Raw genomic sequence first — 22,080 nt, 5'->3', positions numbered from 1 at the left:
ACGCTCACGGGCTCGCGAGGTCAGCGCCCGGGTTGGCGCAGTCGAGTGCGGCACGACACCGGAGCCTTTCGCCATCCTGGTCGCCCACGCCATTGGCATCCAGCCTGGAGGGCGGGCGCGCACTCTGGCTTCCGTAGCGTGCCTGCACCCCGACGCTGTTGCTGCGCAGATCGTTGCGACCGTGCTCGCGGCCCAGGAGCAGGCTCAGCATCCAGCCGCCGTCGAACTGAAGGTCGACACCCGCGCCCACCGACAACGCATCGTCGTTGTAGCTGCGCATCGCCAGCACGTAGTCGCTCGCCCTTGGACGCTGTACATAGTTCATTGCTACGTCGCTGCGGTTCTCCAACGCCGTGCGGTATTCCACGCTCCAGTGCGGGCGCCAACTCAGGCGATCGCCCTTGAACGCATGCGTGCCCTCGAGACCCAGCGCCAGGCTGCTGGTACTCACGTCCTGACGGCCATAAGCCAGATCCAGCGCGTCCAGGCCATGCTCGCGATACGCGTCCAGCTCGGCGCGGTGCCCGTCGTAGCGGCCGTAGCTGGTCAGCGTGCTGCCGCCTCGGCTGCGGTGCTCGTAGCCGAAGGTCAGCGAGCCGAACCACTGATCGCCGCTGCGGCTGCCGTGTGCCGAGGCACCGACCAGCTCGCTCCAGCGGATCAGTTCGAAGTCCAGCCGCCCGCCGGCCAGCATCGCATCGAAGAACACGTGCTCGCCCGCGCGCCACAGGCCGTACACGGCCAGCGAGCGCTGATCGGCATCGGTGCGGGACGGACCCTGGTCGAAATCGGTGTCCTGTGTGCCCCAGCTGCCGGCCACGCCGAGCAACACGTGATCGCCGATTGCGCGATCAGCTCCGACGGTCAGACCTTCCGTGTTGAAGTCGAATCCTCCGCTGCCGCGGCCGGCCCTGCCGAAGGTCGCCGTCCCGGCTGCCCACGCGCCCCAGCCTTCGGGCAGCTTCGGCAGCACCGAGACCATGCTGTTGCCGGCACGGTGAAGCGGTACCGAAAGGGCTGGTACGCCGCGACTGCCCGCGTAGGCCATCGCCACGCTGAAGCTGGATGCATTGGTGCCTGCGCGCACCTGGCGCAGGCGCTCTCGGATGTTGCCACTCTGCACCTGGGCGAAGCGCACGCTGGCATCCGCCTGCGCCTGGAGGCTGCCTGCCACCCGCGCATCGGTGGTCGGATCCGGCCGCGCAACCACCGTCAGCTGCAACTGCACCGAAGCCGCGGCGTAGGAGGCTGTGGCCGCCTGGCTGGCGGTGATCACCGTGCTGCCTTCGCCAACCAGGGTCACCGTGCGGCCATTGACCGTGGCTACAGCGATGTTGGAACTGCTGAAGGCGAACGCGCCGGGACTCGTGCTCTGCGGAAGCGTCAGCTCGAAGTCGACCTCGCCATACACCTTACTGAGCGTCGTCGCCCAACTGATGACCGGCACTGCCGCCACAACCGACAGCGCATAGCGCTGGCTCCCGCTGAAGGGACCCGTGCCGCTGCTGCTGTCGGTGACGGTGACATCGAACTCGAACTCGCCGACCGTCGTGGCGGTGCCGGCCAAGCTGCCGTCCTCACCCAGCGCCAGACCCACCGGCAACGTGCCGCTGCTGATGCGGTAGCGATACGGCGCGACACCGCCGCTGGCGGCCAGCGTCTGGCGGTACGGGGCGGCGAGGGAAACCGGGGCCAGGCTGGCAGTCGTCAGCACCACGACGGGAGCGGAGACCTGGACCTGGACCGTGGCGGATGCCGAGGTCTGGAAGCTGTCGCGCGCGGCGTAGGTGAACGTGTCCGGGCCGGCGTAGCCCGCCTTTGGCTGATAGGTGATGCCGATGCCGGTGGCCACTGCGGTGCCGTGCTCGGGCGCATTGACGATGACCGCCGCATCGGCCGCGCCGACGATGTCCAGCGTCACTGCCGTGGCGTCGGCGCCATAGGCCACCGCCAGATCGACCGGGTGCACACGCAGCTCCGGAACAGCCACCACCGGCTGCACCGCCGTGTCCACCGGACCTTGACCCACCTCGTTGATGGCGACCACGGTGAAGATGTAGGCCACACCGTCGGTCAGGCCATCGACCACGATCGGCGAGCCGGTGCCGGTGGCAGTGACCACACCTGCGGCACTGGTCATGGCCGCGGTGCGCGCCGCAGTGACGACCTGCGGCGTGGCGGTGACCTGATAGGCGGTGATCGGCACACCACCGGTGAAGGACGGCGGCGCGAACGCAACGCTGATTCGGCCCGACCCCATCGGCGTCAGATCCTGGATATCGGGCTGGCCCGGGGCGACCGGCACCACGGCGAAGATCTGGGTGACCGGCGTGGCGGCCGCATAGCTGCCGTCGCCGGGCTGCTCGGCAGTGATGCTGCAGCTGCCGATTCCGGTGAAGTCCAGCAGCCCCCCCGCGTCCACGCCGCAGATCGTCGGCGTGGAGGAACTGAAGTCCACCGGCAGACCGGAGTCGGCGCTGGCCGACAGCACCGGACGGGTGCCGAAATCCTGCGCGCCGGGATTGGGGAAGGTGATGACCTGGGTCGGTAGCGGCACCACCGCGTTGGAGGCAGCGGACGCCGGACCACTGCCGGCGACATTGGCCGCGCTCACATTGAACGTATAGGACGTGCCGGGCGCCAAACCGGTGATGAGGATCGGCGAGCCGCTGCCGCTGGCGGTGATTCCACCCGGGCTGGCGGTGGCGGTGTAGGACACGATGGCCACCCCGCCGCTGCTGTCCGGGGCGGTGAACGCCACGCTGACCTGACCGGCACCGATGACGGTGGCCGTGCCGATCAGAGGCGCCCCCGGCACCACCGGATTAACGGTGAAACTGCGGGAGACCTGGCTTGCGGCCAGGTAGCTGGCGTCTCCCGGCTGGTCCGCGTTGATGGTGCAGGTGCCGGCGCTGACGAAGGTCAACGCGCCTCCGGTGGTGATCGTGCACACCATCGGCGTAGACGAGCTGAACGTCGGCGTTAGCCCGGAGTCGGTGGTCGCGATCAATGTTGGCGAAGTGCCGAAGCTCTGAGCACCCGGATTGCTGAACGTGATGGTCTGAATGGCCGCGGGCGTGATCGGGTTCGACGCCGACGAAGCCGGCCCGGTCCCCGCACTGTTGTCGGCGGTGACCGTGAACGTGTACGGCTGGCCATTGGTGAGACCGTTGACCACGATCGGTGAGGAGGCGCCATTGACCGGCGCCACATCGGCAGGGCTCACCGTCACCGTGTAGCCGGTGAGGGCAATGCCGCCGGTGTTGACCGGCGCAGCGAAGGCGATGCTGGCCTGGGTATCGCCAGGCGTGGCCACGATCGCGGTCGGCGCGCCGGGCGCTACCGGGGAAACGTTGAAGCTGCGGCTGACCTGGACAGCGGCCAGGTAACTGCTGTCACCCGGTTGATCGGCGTTGATGGTGCAGATGCCGGCGGTGATGAAGCTCAGTACGCCACCGGTGGTGATCGTACACACCGCCGGCGTGGACGAAGTGAACACCGGCGTCAGACCGGAGTCGGAGGTCGCGATCAACGTTGGCGAAGTGCCGAAGTTCTGAGCACCCGGATTGCTGAACGTGATGGTCTGCGGCGAGGCCGGGATGACGCTGCCGGACGCGCCCGAGGCCGCGCCCGTCCCGGCACTGTTGGTGGCGGTCACGGTGAACGTGTAGGCCACCCCGTTGGTCAGGCCGCCCACCGTGATCGGCGAGCCCGCACCGATGCCGGTGGACCCGCCAGGATTGGCGGTGACCATATAGCTGGTGATGGCAGTGCCGCCGTTGCTGGACGGCGCGGCAAAGACGACGGTCGCCTCGTTGTTGCCGGCGGTGACCGTGCCGATGGTCGGCGCACCGGGCGCGACCGCGGCGACAGTGAAGGTTTGCGACGCCGTGCTGGCCGCGTTCCAGGTGCCGTCACCACTTTGGTCGGCATCGATGGTGCAACTGCCCGCGCTGACAAAGCTCAGCACGCCGCCCGGGGTGGTCGTGCACACACCCGTGGTCGAGGAGGAGAAACTCACGGCCAGCGACGACGTCGCCGTCGCGCTCAAGGTCGGGGTGGTACCGAAGTTCTGTGTGCCGGGGTTAGGGAAGGTGATGACTTGGCTGCCTTTGGGCGTGGCCGAACTGCTGGCCTCCGAAGCGGTGCCGGTGCCGATGGCATTGGTTGCGGTCACCGTGAAGGTGTACGCGGTGCCATTGCTGAGCCCGGACACCGTGATCGGCGAGCTGGTGAAGCCGTCGCCACCGGCGGTGATCCCCCCGGGCGCGGAGGTCACCGTATAGCCGGTGATGGCCGAACCGCCGTTGCTTGCCGGGGCGGTGAAGGACACCGTCACTTGGCCATCGCCGGCCACCACCGCACCGATGCCCGGTGCGCCCGGCGGGGCTTGGATCAGTACCGTATACGGCGTTCCTGACGCATAGGCAGCCGGGCCTGTGTTGCCCGCGGCGTCGGCGATGTTCGTTGCGCCGTTGAGGTTGACCCGGATCGTGCCCTGGCCGCTGATGCCATCGACGGTCACGGTGTACGACGCGCCGGTACCGTTGACGCCGGCAACGCTGCCCGTGACGGTACCCGTAGTGGTCAAGGTGAAATCGTCGGCGGACACATTGGTGACCGGCTCGTTGAAGCTGACGGTGAACGCCACCGAGGTGTTGGCCAGCGAGCCGCCGGCCGGGACGATGCTTGTGACCGAGGGTGGCACGCCATCGACCACCAGCGCCTTGTTCCCCCCCAGTGAGTTCGCTGCGCCCGGGGCCGGGAGCGTGAGCGTCGCGGCATTCCCGGCTGCGTCACGAATGGTGGCGCCGTTGAGTGCCAGCGCCGTGCTGCCGACATAGTCCAGATCGGCGCTGCTGTCCCCGGCTTGAACTGTGTAAGCGAAGGTCAACGTGCTGGTGCCGCTGCCACTGGTGTAGTTGACGATGCGGTCAGTAGCTCCCGTTTCGAGGGCCAGTTGCGGCGTGCCGGTAATGGCGACCGCCTCAGTGAAATTGACCTGGATCTGGACGCTGTCGCCGATCTTGTAGATCCCGTCTGCGGTGCTCGAAGTCACGCCGGTGACCGAGGGCGCGATTCCATCGATGACGATGGCCCGATTGGCGCCCAACGATCCTGCCGCGCCTGGCGTGGGCAAGGTGAGCACCGCATTGTTGCCTGCCACATCACGGATCGTGCCGCCGTTGAGCGCCAAGGCGTTGCTGCTCACGTAATCCAGATCGACGGTATTGTCGCCGGCCTGCACGGTGTAGTTGAACGTCAGAGCGGTGGAGCCACCGCCGCTGACGTAGTTGACGACCCGGTCTACAGCGCCGGTCTCGAGCGTCAGCTGTGGTGTTCCGGTGACGAGGACGGCTTCGTCAAAGGTGACTTGGATGCTGATGGCATCGCCGACTTTGTAGGTACCGTCGGCCGTCCCCGAACCGATATTCGTGACGCTCGGCGACGTGGTGTCGGGCTGCACTGCCGGACTGAACACGAAGCTGTCAAAGATGTCGAAAAAGCCACCTGCATTGGATGTGATCACGACCCGGTCAACGTTACCCAGCATCGCCGGGTCGAGAGTCACCACGAACTGCCCGTTGGTTTGGCCAAAGCCGTTCCCCGCCACCTGCACCCCGACAGGCGAAGGCAGTCCGTCGCGGTAGCCCTCCACCTTGGTGAAACCGCCCCCGAACGCGCCGATATAGAAACTGGAAAAAGCGAACTCGCTTCCCGACAGTGTCTGGATGGTGACCGTCTCCGCCCCGGAAAACATCCCCGCGAACAACCCTGCGCTACCGGAGTCGCCGTCATCGACATCCTGATACCAGTTCGCTGCGCTATAAGTGATCGTGAAGTCACCCTGCGTAAATATGTTGGAACCGTGGTCCGCCCCTTCAATGAAGCCGGATGAGTCGAAATTGATTGTCACCTGTGACGGGATCGACGCCGCCTGCACGCTGGAGGCGGCCACCGCGAACAGTAGGAAGAAGAGTGCGACGACGCGGGGGAGACCCCACTTCAATTGGCGTGACGACCGCGCGATACCTAACTGTGACATTCGATTTCCCCGTTGCGATGCTATGTGCACGGATCTGCCATGACGCAGCTCGTCCGTGGCTCCGGCGCTCTGGCTTCGGCGGTCACGACGAGTCCGCGAGTGGTCATCCGTGCCCAGCGCGTTTATTGGCACCCCCGTACCTCGCGATACGACCCGACCACTGCGGCGACCGGCACAGCCAGTACAAACGCAATTGTCGAAACGCCAGCGCCCCTCAGACCCCGTACCGCCCACCGACCGAATTCCCGAAGTGAAGGCTCTTCGCCCACCCCACGGCCCCTCAGCGGACGGCGTGCACGTGATAGCGGCAGGGATCGGCCAAACTTCAGCTCCGGTAGCGGCACAGCTCCCCTGCGATCGCGCCGTCCACCGCCTGAGTCCCATACAGCCGAGGGAAAACATTTTCGCTGGGATGCACGCGCGGGCGGCTGCGGTGGCGTTGCAACCCGCACGCACTCGCTACGCTAAATTCACCAGGTTGTGGCAGCTTGATTGCGCCTACCCGTATCTCGACAGCACACACTTCCGCCGTACACCGCCTCCCATGCCCCGCATCGAAACCCTCGCCGCCCGCGCCGGCAGCCGGCCCGACCCCACCAGTGGCGCACTCTCGGTGCCGTTGCAGCTGGCGACGACCTTCGAACACACGCCGGACGGCCAGCTGCCGCAGGGCTGGCTGTACCAGCGCTACGACAACCCCACCCAGCAGGAAACGGAGCAGGCGCTGGCCGCGCTGGACGGCGCCGCGCGCGCGTTGCTGTTTCCCACCGGCATGGCCGCGGGCGCGACGGCGCTGCAGGCCTTGCCGGCCGGCAGCCATGTCGTGCTGTGCGACGACAGCTATTTCTCGTTCCGCGCCCTGGCCGCGCAGCAGTTTCCGCGCTGGGGGCTGACCTGGAGCCTGGCGGATTTCAGCGACCCCGATGCGGTGCGCGCCGCGCTGCGTCCGGAGACCGGCCTGCTGTGGGCCGAGACGCCGTCCAACCCGCTGCTCAAGGTCTGCGACATCGCCGCGCTCGCCGGCGTGGCGCATGCCGCCGGCGCGCAGCTGCTGGTCGACGGCACCTTCGCCCCGCCGGTGCTGCAGCAGCCGCTGGCGCTGGGCGCCGACATCGTGCTGCATTCGGCCACCAAATATCTGGGCGGCCATGGCGACGTGATGGGCGGCGTGCTGGCGTTCCGCGAGGACGGGGCGCACGCGGCCGACTGCCACGGCCTGCGCCTGCTCGCCGGCGCGACGGCGTCGCCGTTCGCGGCCTGGATGATCCTGCGCGGCGTGCGCACGCTGCCGGCGCGCATGGCCTGGCATTGCGCGAATGCGAAGCAGCTCGCCGAAGCCCTGCATGCGCATCCGCGTGTCGCGCGCGTGCACTACCCGGGCCTGCCGGACCATCCGCAGCACGCGGTCGCCGCGGCGCAGATGCGTGATTTCGGCGGCATGCTGTCGTTCGAGGTCGACGGCGGCGAAGCCGCAGCGCTGGCCGTGGCCGGCCGGCTGCGTCTGTTCACCAATGCGACCTCGCTGGGCTCGACCGAATCGCTGGTCGAGCACCGCGCATCGATCGAAGGCCCCACCTCGGCCACGCCGCGCGGGCTGCTGCGTCTGTCGGTGGGTCTGGAGCATGCGCAGGATCTGCTCGACGATCTGGCACAGGCGCTGGCGCCCTGAGTCCGCCGGCCGCGCGCACGATCGAACACGGGATCCGCCGATGCCGGTCCAGGACGACCCGGCCCGGCTATAGTCGCGCCGGCCGTCGCTGGACGAGCCCGGACACAAGGACCCGCATGGACAAGCACACGATCGTTCTCACCGCACGCGCGGTCGCCCCCGCCGTCACGATGGCAGCCCTCGCCGGCTGCGCCTCGTTCTTCGACGGCCCGACCCATCGCGCCGGCGTTTCCAGCAGCGTGGTGGCTTACCTGTATCCACCGGGCACGAAGTTCGAAGCCGCGCAGGAAGGCGTGCCCGAGGTGCGGCTGCCGGCGCGCGTGGGTCTGATGTTCGTGCCGTCGACGCGCGAGCCCGACGGCCTGACCGCCGCCGATCGCCAGCAACTGCTGGCGAAGGTGCGCGACACCTTCAGGCCCAGCCCTTCATCGACCGGATCGAAATCATCCCGGACACCTACCTGCGTCCCCGCGGCGGCTTCGACAACCTCGAACAGATCGCGCGGCTCCAGGGCCTGGACATCGTCGCGCTGGTGTCCTACGACCAGGTCGCCGATACCGGCGAGACCGCGGCATCGTTCCTGTACTGGACCATCATCGGCGCGTACACCGTGCCGGCCACACGCAACCAGGTCAGCACCTTCGTCGAGACGACGGTGTTCCATGTCGATTCGCGCACCCTGCTGCTGCGCGCGCCCGGCCAGGACCAGCGCGACGCCGGCTCGACGGCGATCCGCGTCGGCGACACCCGCGAGCGCCTCGGGCGCGAAGGCTTCCGGGCGGCGATGGACGACATGAGCGCGAACCTCGACGTGGCGATCGCGGACTTCAGTACCCGCGTGCGCGAGGAGGGCCAGGTCAAGCTGGTCGACCGGCGTTCGGGCGGCAGCTGGCGCGGCCGCGGTGGTGGCGGCAGCCTCGGACTGTGGGAACTGGGCGCGCTGCTCGGCGCGCTCGCACTGCTGCTCGCGGCGCGGCGCCGGGGCTGATCGACCGGCCCGACGCCGTGTCGCCGCCCGGCGTGGGAGCGCGCGTGTTCGACGCCCTGGTGCTGGACCGCGATGCGGTGCTCGGCGGTCAGCTGTGGCGGCTGTGGAGCGGCCACTGGGTGCATCTCGACGCGCGCCATGCCGCGATCAATCTGGCCGCACTGGTGCTGATGGCACTGATCGCGGCGCGCATGCGGCAGCTGCGTCCGTTGCTGGTCGCGTCGCTGCCGATGATGCCGCTGGTCGCAGCCCTTCTGCTGCTCACCGCGCCGGACCTGCAGTGGTACGCCGGCCTGTCGGGGCTGTTGCACGGGTGGGCGGCGTGGCTGCTGCTGCGCCGCGGCGGTGGCGTGGCCACGATCGGCGCCGTGCTCTTGGCCGGCAAGCTCGTCTGGGAACAGGTCGCGCCGGCCGCGGATGCATCCGCGTTTCCGGTGATCCACGCCGCACACCTGATCGGCGCGCTGGTCGGCGCCGCGCTGGCACTGCCGGGTGCGCTGCGCGCGCGGCGCCCGCCGGCGCGCTGAGGCGGAAGGCCCCACCGCCACCCGCGTATGCGCCGCGCTCAGTCCAGGAACAGGTCCGGCAGCAGCGGCTGCGACGGATCGATCGCGTAGGCGTCGAGGTCGGTAATGCCGGCCTCGGCCAGCACCTCGTCGTCGATCAGGAAGCGGCCGTGGACGCCGGCGGCGTCGCGCACCAGGATCGCGTGCGCGGCGTCGCCCATGATCGCGGGGCTGCGGCCGTTGCCGCGCTCGACGCCGGGAATCATGTTCAGCGCATCGGTGCCGATCAGGGTGCGCGGCCACAGCGCATTGACCGCGACGCCCTGCGGTCCGAACTCGGCCGCGAGCCCGAGCGTGACGAAGCTCATGCCCATCTTGGCGAGCGTGTAGCCGGTATGCGGCGCCCACCATTTGGGATCGAGCGACGGCGGCGGACACAGGGTGAGGATGTGCGGGTTCGCGGCCTGCAACAGATGCGGCAGGCAGACCTGCGCGCACAGGAAGCTGCCGCGCGCGTTGACCTGCTGCATCAGGTCGAAGCGCTTCATCGGCGTGTCCAGCGTGCCGCGCAGCCAGATCGCGCTGGCGTTGTTGACCAGGATGTCGATGCCGCCGAAGGCGTCGACCGTCGCCGCGACCGCGGCGCGCACCTGGTCCTCCTCGCGGATGTCGCACCTGAGCGCCAGCGCGCGGCCCCCGGCGGCCTCCACGGCCCGCGCGGCGCTGTGGATCGTGCCGGGCAGCTTGGGATTGGCCACCTCGGACTTGGCGGCGATCGCGACGTTCGCACCATCACGCGCGGCCCGCTCGGCGATGGCCAGGCCGATGCCGCGCGAGGCGCCGGTGATGAAGAGGGTCTTGCCGGCCAGTGTCGACATCGAGGGCTCCCGGGCAGTTGGAACGGCATTATGCGGCGGGCGGCAGCGACCGTTCAGTGGACTGCGGAATACTGGGCGTCCCCCACACGAACGCACGCGCCGATGCCCCGTCCGCTGCTCGTCCTCTTGCTGCTGGCCGCACTCACCGCCTGCCAGGCGCCGCCGGCCGTCGTGCCCGAAGCCAGCGGCACGTTCACCACGCCGGTGCCGCTCGATGCGAGCGCCGTGTGGACCGGAACCGTCGACGAATGCGCAGCCGGGTCGACGCCCGTCGAACGCTGCCTGCACGAGACGATGCAGGCGCGCGGCGCGAGCCCGGCTGCGCTGGCGGCCGCGGCGCAGCTGGCCGAACGCGGCGAGGCGGGTCACGTCGCTGCCTGGGAGACGGTCGAGGGCGTGGGTGTGGCGACGCTCGAATTTCCGTTCCGGGCCAACACCAACCAGGGCACATGGCTGGTCGACGCGTCCGGACGCATCATCGATGTCGATGCCGACGCGCTGGCCGGTGCGGCGCCGGCCCACGCCGACGTCGCCACATTCCGCGAGGCCCATCCGGACGCGTTCCCGGTCGCGCCCGCGCGCGCGGACGGGCGGGAGGCGCTGGACGGCGGCGGCGTGCGTCTGGTGTTCGTCACGCCGATGCGCACCTGCCGGGCCTGCGCGGATGCGGGCACGCTGCGCGTGGGCTACGACTTCGACGAGGCGCGCCGCTTCACCGGGCGCCGGGTGCTCGCCCTGCGCTGAGCGGCATTCAGGGCTTGGGGCCCTGGCCCTCGTTGTCTTCCCACTTGAGGAGCTTCCGCGTCACCACGCGGTAGACCGGCTTCCCGGTACGGAACCACAGGTCGCGCAGCCACGAGGTGCGCTTGAGCACGCGTTTCTCCACCGGCGTCAGCGCCGCGCGGCAGTACATACGCTTGTGCTTGAGCAGATGGCGCAGGTCCTCGCGCGCGAGCAGGCGCATCCAGCGCGAACGCGGATCGCCGCGCACGGCGAGCTGGAAGTCGATGATCGCCGGCCGCCCGTCGTCGAGCACCAGCCAGTTGGCCTCCTTGGCCAGGTCGTTGTGGGCGACCCCGCGCCGGTGCAGCGCCTGCAACAGGCGCCGCGCGCGGCGGAAGTAGACCAGATCGCCATGCGGCGGTCGCTGGTACATCGCCGCGCCGGACATGTAGCTGCGATCGAGCCGGCGGCCGTCCCAGCCCAGCAGCTGCGGCACATCGCGCAGGCCGGCGACGGCCTCGAGCCCGCGCGCCTCGCGCCGCGCCAGCCACCACGCGGGCAGGCGCAGCCACAGCGGCACGTGGCGCAGGTCGCGGCGCACGAAACGCACGCCGTCGGCGCCGCGCATCAGCGCGATGCGCCCGAAGCTGTCGGCCTTGAGCGCCTCGAGTTCTGTGGCGCCGTCGGCGCGCGGATCGGATCGGGACATCGGCCGCATTGTACGGACCGGATGCGCGGTTAACGCGAGCCCGCCGCAGCGACCCTGGGGACGCAGCCGCCGCCGGACGCGCTGCCATAATGGCGTGATGCTCAGCGAGTTCTTCAACAACGTGGTCACCTGGGTCGGTGACCACCCGGTCGCCGCCGGCCTGGTGATCTTCCTGATCGCGTTCTGCGACGCGGTGATCGTGCTGGGCGTGCTGATTCCCGCGCTGCCGCTGCTGTTCGCGATCGGCGTACTGATCGGGCTGGGCGAGATTTCGGGACCCTATGCCGTCGCCTGCGCGGCACTCGGCGCGATGGCCGGCGATGGCCTCAGCTACTGGGTGGGCCGCCGCTGGGGCCACGGCCTGCGGGGCGTGTGGCCGTTCCGCCGGTATCCGTCGCTGCTCGAACGCGGCGAGCTGCTGTTCCGGCGCAATGCGGTCAAGAGCATTCTCGTCGCGCGGTATGTCGGGGCGATCCGCCCGTTCGTGCCTGCGATCGCCGGCATCGCGCACATGCCGCTGCGCCAGTACCTGCCGGTCAGCGCAGTGGCCTGCATCTCGTGGGGCGCGTTGTTCCTGGCGCCGGGCTGGCTGCTGGGCGCCTCCTACGACGCGGTGGCCGCGGTCGCCGACCGGCTGGCGATCGTGCTGGGGGCACTGGCCGTGGTGCTGGCCCTGGCCTGGGCGATCGTCATCTACACCTACCGCTGGTTCAACGCCCACGCCAACAGCCTGCTCGCACGCCTGCTGGCCTGGAGCGCCGCGCACCCGCGCCTCGGCCGCTACGCGGTGGCGCTGGTGGATCCGCGGCGCCCGGAATCGGCCTCACTCGCGATCCTCGCGGTCTGCCTGCTGGCCATCGGCTGGGCCTGCTTCGGCCTGCTGGCCACGGTGATCATGCGCGGCGAGCCGCTGCTGATCGACCAGACCGTGTTCCAGTTCATGTACGAACTGCGCAACCCGCTGGCGGACCGGATGATGGCGGCACTGGCCTCGATCGGCGACGTGCAGGTGCTGGCGCCGGCGGTGGGACTCACCCTGGTGTGGCTGCTGTGGCGGCGGCGCTGGCTGGGGGCGGCGCACTGGCTGGCGGCGATCGCGTTCGGCATGGCGCTGACCGCGTTGCTCGGCGCGGTGATCGACATGCCCAAGCCGCCCACCGTGCACGGCGGGTTCGGGTTTCCGGCGGTCGAGATCACCCTGTGCACGATCGTGTTCGGCTTCTTCGCCGTACTGATCGCGCGCGAACTGCCGGGGCGCTCGCGGGTGTGGCCCTACCTGGTGTCGGGCGTGGTCGTGGCGGTGCTGGGCTTCGCGCGCCTGTATCTGGGCGCGCACTGGCTCAGCGACATCGTGGGCGGCATGCTGCTGGGCATCGTCTGGCTGCTGGTGCTGGGCCTGGCCTACCGGCGGCACGTCGAACGCTCGTTCTGGATGCGCCCGGTGGCGCTGATCTTCTACATCACCTTCGCCGCCGCCGCACTCTGGCATGCCCCGCGCGCGGTGGACCCGCTGCTGGAACGCTTCGCGCCGCGGCCGCCGGCGGTGACGATCGACGCGGCCGCCTGGTGGGACGAGGCGTGGACCCGCCTGCCGGGGCAGCTGCGCGAGCGCGACCCGGCCCATCGCTGGCCGCTGGATCTGCAGATCGCCGGCCCGCTGGCGCCGCTGCAGGCGCGTCTCGAGAGCCAGGGCTGGCGCGTGCAGCCGCAGGCCAACTGGATGCACGTGCTCAATCTGCTGGACGACGGCGTCGACGATGCCGGCCACCCGGTGCTGCCGGCCACGCTGGACACCGTGGCCGAAACGCTGCTGATGCGCCGCGACGCGGGCGAGGGCCGGCTGGACGTGCTGCGCCTGTGGCCGGCGCCGGTGCATCTGGATTCGGGCGAGCCGCTGTGGGTGGGCACCAGCCAGTCGATGCACTACACCCGGCACTTCGGCGTGCTCGGCCTGTGGCAGCCGCAATCGGACGCGCAGATCGTGCACCGGGGCCTGCGCGAGGTGCTCGACAGCTTCGGGCCGCGCGAAGAGGTGCATCCGCAGTCGGGCGTGCCCACGCTGCGCCTGCGCACCACCGACGCGCCGTCAGTCCTCGTCGACCAGCCGTAGCAGGGTTTCCAGGCGCTCGTCGGGATCGTCGAGCTGCAGCAGCTGCTGGCGCTGCGGCTGCTCGAGCGGCAGCAGTTCGGCCAGACGCCAGCCCACCCACGCCGCATCGTCGAAATGCGGCTCGGGAAACACCTGGTCGGCGCCGTCGATCTGCTCGAGGATCTTGCGCAGCACGATGCCCAGCAGTGCGTGCTCGGGCTGCAGGTCGACCACCGGGTCGGCGGCGCGCCAGCCCACGTCCGCCATGATCAGGCCGTTGTCGCGCACCCGCGTGCGCCGTACCTGGAAGCGGCGTGCGCCGCGCACGCGCAGGGCCAGCAGGCCGTCGCCGCCGATGTCGAAATCCTCGATCACCGCTTCGGTGCCGAAGCCGGCCGGCGTGGCCGGTGCACCGACTTCGTCGCCGTCGAGGATCAGGCAGACGCCGAACCCGGTGCCGCGGCGGCCGCATTCGCGGACGAGATCCAGATAGCGCGGTTCGAACACCCGCAGCCCGAGCGCGGCGCCGGGCACCAGCACGGTGCGCAGCGGAAACAGCGGCAGATGGTCGGCACCCTCGGTCACGCAGGCAGTGTACGCAGGCCTGCGGCGATCAGATGTCGAGGCGCGCCAGGAACCGCCGCGGCGCGCCGTCGAACCCGCCGTTGGACATGAACACCACATGGTCGCCCTCGGCGGCCAGGCCATCGAGCGTGTCCAGCAGCGCATCGACATCGGCCACCGCATGCGCCTCGCCGCGCACTGCAGCGACCACGCGTCCGGCATCCCACGCCAGCTCCGGCCGATGCAGGAACACCACCGCATCGGCGAGGTCAAGCGACGGCGCCAGCGCCTCGGCATGGGCGCCGAGGCGCATCGAATTGCTGCGCGGCTCCATCGCCACGACGATCCGGGCAGCGCCGACCCGGGCGCGCAGCCCGGCCAGCGTGGTCGCGATCGCGGTGGGATGGTGGGCGAAATCGTCGTAGACGGTGACGCCGCGGCCGTTGCCGATCACCTCGAGTCGCCGCTTGACGCTGCGGAAGCCCGCGAGCGCGGGCAACACCGACGCGGCATCGACGCCGGTCGCGGCGCACGCGGCGATCGCGGCCAGGGCGTTGAGCACGTTGTGATCGCCCACCAGCGGCCACTCGACGGTGCCCAGCGGTTCACCCGCGCGCAGAACGTCGAACACGCTGCCGTCGTCGCGGCGCTTGACCGCGCACCAGTCGAATGCGGCGTCGAAGCCGAAGCGCTCGACCGGCGTCCAGCAGCCCATCGCCAGCACCGCGCCCAGATGCGCGTCGTGCCCGTTGACGATCAGACGGCCGCGCCCGGGCACCGTGCGCACCAGATGGTGGAACTGGCGCTCGATCGCGGCGATGTCGGGAAAGATGTCGGCGTGGTCGAATTCGAGGTTGTTGAGAATCGCCACCGTCGGCCGGTAGTGGACGAACTTGCTGCGCTTGTCGAAGAACGCGGTGTCGTACTCGTCGGCTTCGACGACGAACGGAACGCGGGCTCCGGGCGGCGGCGTGGGGCCCGCGCCGCCCAGACGCGCCGAGACGCCGAAGTCCTCGGCGACACCGCCGATCAGGAAGCCCGGCGCGCGGCCGGCGGCCTCGAGCAGGAAGGCGAGGATCGTCGTCGTCGTGGTCTTGCCGTGGGTCCCGGCGACCGCCAGCACCTCGCGGCCGGGCAGCACGTGATCGCGCAACCACTCGGCGCCCGAGGTATAGGCGCGGCCGCTGTCGAGGACGGCTTCCACCGCGGGATTGCCGCGCGAGAGCGCATTGCCGATCACCACCTGGTCCACGTCGTCGCCGATGTGGGCGGCGTCGTAGCCGCTGTGCAGGGTGATGCCGAGCTGCTCGAGCTGGGTCGACATCGGCGGATAGACGGCCTGGTCGCTGCCCTCGACCGCGTGACCGAGTTCGCGCGCCAGCGCTGCGACGCCGCCCATGAAGGTGCCGGCGATTCCGAGGATGTGCAGTTTCACGATGCGCGGTTCCAGACGGTTCGAGGATGTCCGCCGCGCGCCGCGGTCACCGGGCGCGGCGCCCGGCGCCTGCGGGCGAGGTCGGACCTGTGGCCGGATGATGCGGGCTGCGGCGGCACGACAGGGCCGCGTCGGGGGCGACGCTCAGGCGGCGGCCTGTTCCCGGCCGATGGCCTTGACGATGCGCGCGAACACCTCGTCGAGCGAGCCGACGCCGTCGACGACGGTGAGCTGGTCGTGGTCGCGGTAGAACGCGATCACCGGCGCGGTCTGCCGGTCGTAGACGTCGAGGCGGTGACGCACGGATTCGGGGCTGTCGTCGGCGCGGCCTTCGGCCTGGGCGCGGCCGGCCAGGCGCGCGATGATCTGCTCGTTGTCGACTTCCAGCTGCACGGCGGCGTCGAACTGCACCCCCAGCTTCTTCAGCAGCGCGTCGAGCGCGGCCGCCTGGCTGAGATTGCGCGGATACCCGTCGAGAATGAAGCCGGCACGGGTGTCCTCGCGCGAGAAGCGCTCTTCGAGCATGCCCAGCAGGATGTCGTCCGACACCAGGTCGCCGCGCGCCATGATCGCCTTGGCTTCCAGGCCCAGCGGGGTGCCGGCGGCCACTTCGGCGCGCAGCAGATCGCCGGTGGAGATGTGCGGCACCTGCAGGTGTTCCTTGAGGCGTGCCGCCTGCGTGCCCTTGCCCGAACCGGGTGCACCGAGAAGAACCAGACGCATCGAACGCTCCTGCAAGTGTGGGGATCCGCCCGACGTCACCGGCGTAGACTGCCGGCGAGGCCGCGAACGGCCGCGTCAGCTTACCGTATCCCGCCACGCCCCACCGACGGAGACCGCGATGCCCGCTCTGCTCTACGCCCAATCCGGCGGCGTGACCGCCGTCATCAACGCCACCGCGTCCGCCGTGCTGCAGGAGGCGCGCAGCCGCCGGGTGAAGGTCCTCGCGGCGCGCAACGGCGTGCTCGGTGCGTTGCGCGAGGATCTCGTGGACGCGTCAAAGATCCCGCTGGCGACGGTGCGCGCGCTCGCGCACACGCCGGGCGGCGCGTTCGGCTCCTGCCGCTACAAGCTCAAGTCGATCGACGCCGACCGCGCGAAGTACGAACGCCTGATCGAGGTGCTGCGCGCGCACGACGTGCGCTGGTTCCTCTACAACGGCGGCAACGATTCGGCCGACACCGCGCTCAAGGTCTCGCAGCTGGCGGCCGAGTTCGACTATCCGCTGACCTGCATCGGCGTGCCCAAGACCATCGACAACGATCTGGCGGTCACCGACTGCTGCCCGGGCTTCGGCTCGGCGGCGAAGTACACCGCGGTCTCGGTGCGCGAGGCGGCGCTCGATGTCGCGGCAATGGCCGACACCTCGACCAAGGTGTTCGTCTACGAGGCCATGGGGCGGCATGCCGGCTGGCTGGCCGCGGCGGCGGGCCTCGCTGGCCAGGGCCCGGACGATGCACCGCAGATCATCCTGTTTCCCGAACGCGCCTACGAGGAGGCCGCGTTCCTCGCCCGGGTGAAGCAGGTGGTCGAGCGCGTGGGCTGGTGCGTGGTCGTGGCCAGCGAGGGCATCCGCGACGCCGACGGGCGCTTCGTCGCCGATGCCGGCGGCGGCCAGGACGCGTTCGGGCACACCCAGCTCGGTGGCGTCGCCTCGCACCTGGCGGGCCGGGTCAAGGACGCGCTGGGCTACAAGGTGCACTGGACCCTGCCCGACTACCTGCAGCGTTCCGCGCGCCACGTCGCGTCGAAGACCGACGTGGACCAGGCGATGGCGGTCGGCCGTGCCGCGGTGCGCTTCGCACTCGACGGCCACAATGCGACCATGCCGGTGATCGCGCGCACCTCGGATGCGCCCTACCGCTGGACCATCGAGGCCGCGCCGCTGCAGACGGTGGCCAACCACGAGAAGACCATGCCGGCCGGCTTCATCCGCCGCGACGGCTTCGGCATCACCGAGGCCGCGCGCCGGTATCTGGAACCGCTGATCCGCGGTGAGGCGCCGCCGCCCTACGGCCGCGACGGTCTGCCGAAGTACGTGACCCTCGACGCGCCGGCCGTGCCCACGCGGCTGCCGCCCTGGACCGGCTGAGCGCGGGGGTCCGACGCCAGGCGCGCGTCGCATGCCGTGACCGCGCCGTTCAGCGCCCCGCATTGAATCCGCGACGCGCCCCCCGATAACGGAGGGCCTGCCCCGATGGCCCCGGCCCGATGCCCGAACTGCCCGAAGTCGAGACCACCCGCGCCGGCCTGGCCCCGCATCTGACCGGGCGCACGATCGCCGCGGTCACGCTGCGCCGGCCCGACCTGCGCTGGCCGATTCCGCCCGAGGTGGCCGCGCAGCTGCCCGGCCAGCGCATCGATGCGATCCGCCGACGCGCGAAGTACCTGCTGCTCGACACGCACGCCGGCAGCGCGCTGCTGCATCTGGGCATGTCGGGCAGCCTGCGCGTGCTGGCGCCGGACGTGCCGCTTCGCGCACACGACCATGTCGACATCGCGCTCGACTCGGGCCAAGTGCTGCGCTTCAACGATCCGCGTCGCTTCGGTTGCCTGCTGTGGCAGGCGCCCGGCGAGACCCATGCGCTGCTGCGCGACCTCGGCCCGGAACCGCTCGACGACGCGTTCGACGGCGCGTATCTGTTCCGCGCCAGCCGCGGTCGGCGTGCGCCGGTCAAGGCGTTTCTGATGGACCAGCGCATCATCGTCGGCGTGGGCAACATCTACGCGACCGAGGCCCTGCATGCGGCCGGCATTTCGCCGCTGCGTGAAGCGGGGCGCATCGCGCGCGAGCGCTACGTGCGACTGGCCGCGGAGATCCGCCGCATCCTGGCGTACGCGATCGGCCGCGGCGGCACCACGCTGCGCGATTTCATCAGTCCCGACGGTGCGCCGGGTTACTTCGAGCAGGAGCTGTCGGCCTACGGCCGCGGCGGCCTGCCCTGCCCTAGCTGCGGCGCGCCGCTGCAACAGGCGCTGATCGCCCAGCGCACCACGGTGTGGTGCCCGCGCTGCCAGCGCTGACGCCGGCCGCCGCCGCGTCCCCGGCCCGCGCTATAGTCGGCCCGAATGGGGGGTGCCATGAGCACGGGCTCCGATATCACGCTCTGGCTGGATGCCGCGCGCGGCGGCGATCGCGATGCGCTCGATCGCGTGCTCTCCACGCTCTACACCGAGCTGCACCAGATGGCCCGGCGCCAGCTCGCCGGTCGCCACGGCATGACCCTCGACGCGACCGCCCTCGTCCACGAGGCCTATCTGAAGCTGGCGGGCCGGCCCGAGGCGCGCTTCAACGACCGCGGCCACTTCTTCGCCTACGCCGCCTCGGCGATGCGCAGCGTGGTCGTCGATTACGCGCGCCAGCGCCTGGCGCAGAAGCGTGGCGGCGACCTCCACCGGGTCACCGAACTGCCCGAGAACGTCGACAGCGGCCTGCGTCTGGACGAGGACACGCTGGCGCTGGACGCGGCGCTGACCCGGCTGGAAGCCGTCGATGCACGGCTGGCCCACGTGGTGGAGCTGCGCTATTTCGCCGGACTCTCGGAGCTGGAAATCGCCGCGCTGCTGGAGCGCTCCGAACGCAGCATCCGCCGTGACTGGCAGAAGGCGCGGATGTATCTGCTGGCCTCGCTGCAGGCCGACTGAGCCACGCCATGGACGCGGCGCACTGGCAACGGCTGTCGCCCGAACTCGACCGTCTGCTCGAACTCGAGCCGCAGGCGCGCGCCGACGCGCTGGCGCAGCTGCGTGCGCGCGAGCCCGGGCTCGCCGACGAGCTGGCCGCGCTGCTGGCGCTGGAGGCCGACGCGGTGGGGTTTCTGCAGGACTCGCCGGTCGCGCTGTTCGCCGGCCCGCGTGCCGGCGCACGGATCGGGCCCTGGGCCCTGGACCGCCTGCTCGGCGAAGGCGGCATGGGCCAGGTCTGGCTGGCCCGGCGCGCGGACGGCCTCTACGAACGCCGGGTCGCACTGAAGCTGCTGCGGCCGGGCCTGGCCGATCCGGATCTGCGCCTGCGCTTCACCCGCGAGCGGCAGATCCTCGCGCGCCTCGAGCATCCGCACATCGCGCATCTGCTCGATGCCGGGGTCGACGGCGACCAGCAGCCCTATCTCGCACTCGATTACGTCGACGGTGCGCCGATCACCGCGTGGTGCCAGCAGCGGCACCTGCAGGTGCCGCGCCGTGTGCGCCTGTTCCTGCAGGTCTGCGCCGCGGTCAGTCATGCCCACGCCAGCCTGGTGGTGCATCTGGACCTCAAGCCGTCGAACATCCTGGTCACCGCCGACGGCCATGTGCGCCTGCTCGATTTCGGCATCGCCAAGCTGCTCGATCCCAAGGACCACGCGCCGGAGCAGACCCGCAACGCCGCCCGCGCCTTCACCCTGCACTACGCCGCACCGGAGCAGGTGCGCGGCGACGCCGTCACCACCTTGACCGACGTCTACGCGCTCGGCGTGGTGCTGCACGAGCTGCTGTCGGGCCACGCGCCCTACCGCCCGACGCGCGAGACCGCCGGCGCCTGGGAGCAGGCGATCCTCGATGCCGAACCCGTGCGGCCGTCCCTCGCACTGCAGCGCCGCGGCGGCGAGGCCGACCCGGGCCTGCGCCGGCGCATGGTGCGCACGATCGCCGGCGATCTCGACAACATCGTGTTGCGGGCGCTCGCCAAACAACCGGAAGACCGCTATCCCTCGGTCGAGGCCCTGGCCCAGGACCTGCGACGCTGGCTGGACGACAAGCCGGTGCAGGCACGGCCGCAGCCGCTGGGCTACCGCGTGCGCAAATACCTCGCCCGGCACCGCTGGGCCCTGGGCGGCACGGCCGCCGTCGTGGGCCTGCTGGCCGGCGCGCTGGGCGCGGTGAACTGGCAGGCGGGCCAGGCGATCGAGGAGTCCGCCCGCGCCCAGGCCATGCAGGATTTCGTCATCGGCCTGTTCGAGCATGCCGGCGCCAGCTCCGGCGGCGCGTCGATGGACGTGCGCGACCTGCTGGACGCCGGCGTGCAGCGCGGCGACGTCGAACTGGATCGGCAGCCGCTCGCGCGGGCCGAACTCTACGGCGTGATCGCGCGGCTGCGCCTCGGCCTCGGCGACTACGCGCCGGCGCTGGCGCTGCTGCAACGCCAGGACGCCCTGCTGCGGACGCTGCCCGATGCCCCGGCCAGCCAGCGTCTGCAGTCGGCCAGCGACCACGCGCGCGCGCTGCGCCTGCTCGGCCGGCAATCGGCGTGCATCGCCCAGGCCGGCGCCCAGCGCGCGCTGGCGCGGCAGCGCGAGCGCGCCCTGCCGCGCCAGGCGGCCGAGCTCTACACCCAGCTCGGCCGCTGCCATCGCGATCAGGGCGATTACGAGGCGGCGCGCCAGCTGTTCGACAGCGCACTGGCACTGCGGCGTGGCGGCCGGGGCGACGATGCCGGCACCGTCGAAAGTCTCGCCGACCTGGCCTCGCTGCACAGCGCCGCCGGTGACACGCCGCGCGCACTGGCTGCGGTCGATGCCGCGCTCGCGTTGCTCGACGACCGGCTGGGCGCACGGCATCCGCTGGCGGTCGACCTGTCGCGCACGCGCTGCGCGCTGCTGCGCACGCAGGGCCGCACGCTCGAGGCCGAGCACAGCTGCACCGCCGGGCTCAGGCTGGCGCTGGATCTCTACGGCGCCGGGCATCCCTCGACGCTGGATGCACGCCGCCAGCTCGCGGCCCTGCATGTCGACCAGGGCCGCTTCGCCGAGGCCGAGGCCGAATTCCGCGACGCGCTGCAGCGCACGGTCGAACGTCTCGGCCCGATGCACGCCGACGTCGCCCGCATCCACAACAGCCTCGGCATCGTGGCCTGGGAGCGCGGCGATGCGTCCACGGCGCTGGCGGAACTCGCACGCAGCGTGGAGATCTGGCGCGCATCGAGCCCGGCCGGCCTGCTCGCCGACGGCCTGTTCAACCACGCGCTGGTGTTGCACGCGTTCGGCCACGACGCAGCCGCGCTGCCGCGCGTGCGGGAAGCGCTGGCACTGCGCCGGGCCCGGTTCGGCCCGGACCACGGTGCCGTGGGCGACGCGCTGCGCCTGCTCGGCGAGATCGAGGCCGCGACCGGGCAGACGGCCACCGCGCGCCTTCATTTGCGCGACGCGATGGCGATCACCCGCACGTATTACGGCGAGGCACATCCCGCCACGCGACGGGCGGCGCTGGCGCTGGCCCGGGTCGAGGCCGGCCTGGGCGATGCCGATGCCCTCGTCCGGCTCGACGCCATGGCGCGCACCACGGCCACCGATACCGAGGCCCGCAAGCTCGCGTGGCTGGCGCGGGCCCATGCCGCCGCCCTGCGGTGCGCCGGCGGCGGCCGCGAGGCGGCCCGCACGGAATTCAGCGCCCTCGACCGCCAGCTGCGCGAGGCGCGTCCCGAAGGCGGCGCGCTGGTGCGCGAAGTGGCCGAAGCCGGCCGCGCCTGCGCGCCGGCACTGGCCCGCCGCTGAGGG

At 70.9% G+C, this 22,080-nt stretch carries 15 protein-coding genes; 9 read left to right on the top strand and 6 right to left on the bottom strand.

Features of this window, described 5'->3' with window-relative positions:
- Window positions 1-4 precede the first annotated feature (4 nt).
- Window positions 5-6,046, bottom strand: coding sequence for an autotransporter domain-containing protein (locus tag PQS31_RS15625; protein ID WP_272763701.1), 6,042 nt, complete (start codon window positions 6,044-6,046; stop codon window positions 5-7).
- A gap of 544 nt (window positions 6,047-6,590) precedes the next feature.
- Between PQS31_RS15625 and PQS31_RS15620 the strand changes: the two genes are divergently transcribed.
- From PQS31_RS15620 to rrtA, 3 genes are all read left to right on the top strand, one after another.
- Window positions 6,591-7,715 carry a PLP-dependent transferase gene (locus PQS31_RS15620; RefSeq protein ID WP_272763700.1) on the top strand — a complete coding sequence of 375 codons (1,125 nt, stop codon included), beginning with the start codon at window positions 6,591-6,593 and terminating at the stop codon, window positions 7,713-7,715.
- An 88-nt stretch (window positions 7,716-7,803) separates the two neighbouring features.
- Complete coding sequence (gene rhlP / locus PQS31_RS15615) at window positions 7,804-8,703, top strand: rhombotarget lipoprotein (RefSeq protein WP_336314358.1); 900 nt, start codon at window positions 7,804-7,806, stop codon at window positions 8,701-8,703.
- Window positions 8,704-8,747: 44 nt separating this feature from the next.
- Window positions 8,748-9,230, top strand: coding sequence for a rhombosortase (gene rrtA / locus PQS31_RS15610; RefSeq protein WP_272763699.1), 483 nt, complete (start codon window positions 8,748-8,750; stop codon window positions 9,228-9,230).
- Between the two features lie 38 nt (window positions 9,231-9,268).
- On the opposite strand, the gene PQS31_RS15605 is transcribed toward rrtA, so the two are convergent.
- Window positions 9,269-10,087, bottom strand: a complete 819-nt coding sequence (locus PQS31_RS15605) for an NAD(P)-dependent oxidoreductase (protein ID WP_272763698.1) — start codon at window positions 10,085-10,087, stop codon at window positions 9,269-9,271.
- A 102-nt stretch (window positions 10,088-10,189) separates the two neighbouring features.
- Between PQS31_RS15605 and PQS31_RS15600 the strand changes: the two genes are divergently transcribed.
- The gene (locus tag PQS31_RS15600) at window positions 10,190-10,831 is read left to right on the top strand and encodes a hypothetical protein (RefSeq protein ID WP_272763696.1); all 642 of its coding nucleotides are present in this window, start codon (window positions 10,190-10,192) and stop codon (window positions 10,829-10,831) included.
- A gap of 7 nt (window positions 10,832-10,838) precedes the next feature.
- On the opposite strand, the gene PQS31_RS15595 is transcribed toward PQS31_RS15600, so the two are convergent.
- Entirely contained in the window at window positions 10,839-11,519 is a 681-nt protein-coding gene (locus PQS31_RS15595; RefSeq protein ID WP_272763695.1) for a serine/threonine protein kinase, read from the bottom strand.
- Between the two features lie 97 nt (window positions 11,520-11,616).
- On the opposite strand from PQS31_RS15595, the gene PQS31_RS15590 reads away from it, so the two are divergent.
- Window positions 11,617-13,629: a bifunctional DedA family/phosphatase PAP2 family protein gene (locus tag PQS31_RS15590; RefSeq protein WP_272763693.1), complete on the top strand. Its 2,013-nt coding sequence runs from the start codon at window positions 11,617-11,619 to the stop codon at window positions 13,627-13,629.
- Here PQS31_RS15590 and PQS31_RS15585 read toward each other — a convergent pair.
- The 3 genes from PQS31_RS15585 to PQS31_RS15575 form a co-directional block, all read right to left on the bottom strand.
- Entirely contained in the window at window positions 13,606-14,193 is a 588-nt protein-coding gene (locus PQS31_RS15585; protein WP_272763692.1) for an LON peptidase substrate-binding domain-containing protein, read from the bottom strand. The two genes, PQS31_RS15590 and PQS31_RS15585, sit on opposite strands and share 24 nt — an antisense overlap.
- 28 nt (window positions 14,194-14,221) lie before the next feature.
- A complete protein-coding gene (mpl, locus tag PQS31_RS15580; protein ID WP_272763717.1) occupies window positions 14,222-15,610 on the bottom strand; it encodes a UDP-N-acetylmuramate:L-alanyl-gamma-D-glutamyl-meso-diaminopimelate ligase in 1,389 nt (462 codons plus the stop codon).
- 141 nt (window positions 15,611-15,751) lie between these two features.
- A complete protein-coding gene (locus tag PQS31_RS15575; protein WP_272763691.1) occupies window positions 15,752-16,330 on the bottom strand; it encodes an adenylate kinase in 579 nt (192 codons plus the stop codon).
- A gap of 118 nt (window positions 16,331-16,448) precedes the next feature.
- Between PQS31_RS15575 and PQS31_RS15570 the strand changes: the two genes are divergently transcribed.
- The 4 genes from PQS31_RS15570 to PQS31_RS15555 all read left to right on the top strand — a co-directional run bounded on the left by PQS31_RS15570 (window position 16,449) and on the right by PQS31_RS15555 (window position 22,077).
- Entirely contained in the window at window positions 16,449-17,699 is a 1,251-nt protein-coding gene (locus tag PQS31_RS15570) for a 6-phosphofructokinase (RefSeq protein ID WP_272763690.1), read from the top strand.
- A gap of 119 nt (window positions 17,700-17,818) precedes the next feature.
- The gene (gene mutM, locus PQS31_RS15565; RefSeq protein WP_272763689.1) at window positions 17,819-18,631 is read left to right on the top strand and encodes a bifunctional DNA-formamidopyrimidine glycosylase/DNA-(apurinic or apyrimidinic site) lyase; all 813 of its coding nucleotides are present in this window, start codon (window positions 17,819-17,821) and stop codon (window positions 18,629-18,631) included.
- A 57-nt stretch (window positions 18,632-18,688) separates the two neighbouring features.
- Window positions 18,689-19,252: an ECF-type sigma factor gene (locus tag PQS31_RS15560; protein WP_272763688.1), complete on the top strand. Its 564-nt coding sequence runs from the start codon at window positions 18,689-18,691 to the stop codon at window positions 19,250-19,252.
- Between the two features lie 8 nt (window positions 19,253-19,260).
- Window positions 19,261-22,077 carry a serine/threonine-protein kinase gene (locus PQS31_RS15555; RefSeq protein ID WP_272763687.1) on the top strand — a complete coding sequence of 939 codons (2,817 nt, stop codon included), beginning with the start codon at window positions 19,261-19,263 and terminating at the stop codon, window positions 22,075-22,077.
- Window positions 22,078-22,080 lie beyond the last annotated feature (3 nt).

The organism is Luteimonas sp. BLCC-B24 (assembly GCF_028550595.1).
Lineage (GTDB): Bacteria > Pseudomonadota > Gammaproteobacteria > Xanthomonadales > Xanthomonadaceae > Luteimonas.
The sequence above is the reverse complement of the archived record's forward strand: the minus strand, read 5'-3'. Positions and strand labels throughout refer to the sequence as shown.

Excerpts from the sequence above, each read along its gene's own strand:
- PQS31_RS15575 (WP_272763691.1), bottom strand. The coding sequence starts at position 16,330 with ATGCGTCTGGTTCTTCTCGGTGCACCCGGTTCGGGCAAGGGCACGCAG.
- PQS31_RS15570 (WP_272763690.1), top strand. The coding sequence starts at position 16,449 with ATGCCCGCTCTGCTCTACGCCCAATCCGGCGGCGTGACCGCCGTCATC.
- PQS31_RS15625 (WP_272763701.1), bottom strand. The coding sequence starts at position 6,046 with ATGTCACAGTTAGGTATCGCGCGGTCGTCACGCCAATTGAAGTGGGGT.
- PQS31_RS15560 (WP_272763688.1), top strand. The coding sequence starts at position 18,689 with ATGAGCACGGGCTCCGATATCACGCTCTGGCTGGATGCCGCGCGCGGC.
- PQS31_RS15590 (WP_272763693.1), top strand. The coding sequence starts at position 11,617 with ATGCTCAGCGAGTTCTTCAACAACGTGGTCACCTGGGTCGGTGACCAC.
- PQS31_RS15595 (WP_272763695.1), bottom strand. The coding sequence starts at position 11,519 with ATGTCCCGATCCGATCCGCGCGCCGACGGCGCCACAGAACTCGAGGCG.
- PQS31_RS15605 (WP_272763698.1), bottom strand. The coding sequence starts at position 10,087 with ATGTCGACACTGGCCGGCAAGACCCTCTTCATCACCGGCGCCTCGCGC.
- mutM (WP_272763689.1), top strand. The coding sequence starts at position 17,819 with ATGCCCGAACTGCCCGAAGTCGAGACCACCCGCGCCGGCCTGGCCCCG.
- PQS31_RS15555 (WP_272763687.1), top strand. The coding sequence starts at position 19,261 with ATGGACGCGGCGCACTGGCAACGGCTGTCGCCCGAACTCGACCGTCTG.
- PQS31_RS15620 (WP_272763700.1), top strand. The coding sequence starts at position 6,591 with ATGCCCCGCATCGAAACCCTCGCCGCCCGCGCCGGCAGCCGGCCCGAC.
- PQS31_RS15600 (WP_272763696.1), top strand. The coding sequence starts at position 10,190 with ATGCCCCGTCCGCTGCTCGTCCTCTTGCTGCTGGCCGCACTCACCGCC.